The organism is Caecibacter sp. AF58-12pH5A, from assembly GCF_027681725.1.
Lineage (GTDB): Bacteria > Bacillota > Negativicutes > Veillonellales > Megasphaeraceae > Megasphaera > Megasphaera hominis.
In genome coordinates this window covers 3,194-5,524 of the sequence record NZ_JAQDBC010000004.1, presented here as the reverse complement: position 1 = coordinate 5,524, position 2,331 = coordinate 3,194, and the positions used below count along the sequence as shown (strand labels likewise).

Genomic DNA, 2,331 nt, shown 5'->3' with positions numbered 1-2,331 from the left:
GACAAAAAGTAAGCCCTCCCCGCCTATATGGAGCTTTTACCGGATGGCCTGCACCTTAGGGTGCAGGCCATCTTCTTTTTAGCCTATTTGCCACGTAGACGCTTCTGTAGGTCCGCTTTGGCAGGGGGATAAGGAAAAAGTAATATTTTTTGTGTTCCACCCTTGACGATAGGCCAATTCAGTGCTAACATATGTCTATCAGCTATTGCGGACGTGCGAAAGAATGAATAAGCAAGAAATGCAAGTTCTATTTTTTTTGTATAGTTTGTTATGTTAGCGCATGTGATTATGTTTTAAAAGTTCTTCGAAAAAAAGTGCTTGACAGACAGAATAACAGGTGATATACTTCAATAGCTGTCAGGTGAGGGAAAACAAAAAGTCCTGAATGTAGTGTGCCGAGTGAACAAATAAGTTTAAAAAACTTAAAAAACTGCTTGACAAGCCACATGAATCCTGATAAGATATACAAGTCGCCGCAAGACGACACGATGACCTTTGAAAACTGAACAATGTAAAACATACGAATGAAATGCCAGTGTGCGAGGTTCTATTTATAGAACGTCAATCAATGAAACACAAACAATAAGTAAGACAGAGCTAGATAGCTCTTCACATATCATGGAGAGTTTGATCCTGGCTCAGGACGAACGCTGGCGGCGTGCTTAACACATGCAAGTCGAACGAGAGGATATGAGAAGCTTGCTTCTTATAAAATCGAGTGGCAAACGGGTGAGTAACGCGTAAGCAACCTGCCCTGCAGATGGGGACAACAGCTGGAAACGGCTGCTAATACCGAATACGAAGACTGTGCCGCATGACACAGACTTGAAAGGATGGCCTCTACATTATGCTATCGCTGCAGGAGGGGCTTGCGTCTGATTAGCTAGTTGGAGGGGTAACGGCCCACCAAGGCGACGATCAGTAGCCGGTCTGAGAGGATGAACGGCCACATTGGGACTGAGACACGGCCCAGACTCCTACGGGAGGCAGCAGTGGGGAATCTTCCGCAATGGACGAAAGTCTGACGGAGCAACGCCGCGTGAGTGATGACGGCCTTCGGGTTGTAAAACTCTGTTATACGGGACGAATGGACGAGAGGCTAATACCCTTTCGGAGTGACGGTACCGTAAGAGAAAGCCACGGCTAACTACGTGCCAGCAGCCGCGGTAATACGTAGGTGGCAAGCGTTGTCCGGAATTATTGGGCGTAAAGGGCGCGCAGGTGGTTTCTTAAGTCTGTCTTAAAAGTGCGGGGCTTAACCCCGTGAGGGGACGGAAACTGGGAGACTAGAGTATCGGAGAGGAAAGCGGAATTCCTAGTGTAGCGGTGAAATGCGTAGATATTAGGAGGAACACCAGTGGCGAAAGCGGCTTTCTGGACGACAACTGACACTGAGGCGCGAAAGCCAGGGGAGCAAACGGGATTAGATACCCCGGTAGTCCTGGCCGTAAACGATGGGTACTAGGTGTAGGAGGTATCGACCCCTTCTGTGCCGGAGTTAACGCAATAAGTACCCCGCCTGGGGAGTACGGCCGCAAGGCTGAAACTCAAAGGAATTGACGGGGGCCCGCACAAGCGGTGGAGTATGTGGTTTAATTCGACGCAACGCGAAGAACCTTACCAAGCCTTGACATTGATCGCAAGGGAAAGAGATTTCCTGTTCCTCTTCGGAGGACGAGAAAACAGGTGGTGCACGGCTGTCGTCAGCTCGTGTCGTGAGATGTTGGGTTAAGTCCCGCAACGAGCGCAACCCCTATCTTCTGTTACCAGCACGTGATGGTGGGGACTCAGGAGAGACTGCCGCAGACAATGCGGAGGAAGGCGGGGATGACGTCAAGTCATCATGCCCCTTATGGCTTGGGCTACACACGTACTACAATGGCTCTTAATAGAGGGAAGCGAAAGGGCGACCTGGAGCAAACCCCAAAAACAGAGTCTCAGTTCGGATTGCAGGCTGCAACTCGCCTGCATGAAGGAGGAATCGCTAGTAATCGCAGGTCAGCATACTGCGGTGAATACGTTCCCGGGCCTTGTACACACCGCCCGTCACACCACGAAAGTCATTCACACCCGAAGCCGGTGAGGCAACCGCAAGGAACCAGCCGTCGAAGGTGGGGGCGATGATTGGGGTGAAGTCGTAACAAGGTAGCCGTATCGGAAGGTGCGGCTGGATCACCTCCTTTCTAGGGAGACATACGATTCGTGCAGCGCACGGAATCAGTCACTTTAGGTCGGCACATGGCTAGTATATTTACATTGTTCGGTTTTGAGAGGCCATCCTCTCATTTGTACCTTGACAACTGCATAGAAAAGAAAGAAATACCTCTTTTT

General features: G+C 49.9%; 1 rRNA gene. It reads left to right on the top strand.

The window, feature by feature from the left end:
* Positions 1–615 precede the first annotated feature (615 nt).
* Positions 616–2,183: ribosomal RNA gene (locus tag PGX44_RS03020) — 16S ribosomal RNA — on the top strand.
* Positions 2,184–2,331: the final 148 nt, after the last annotated feature.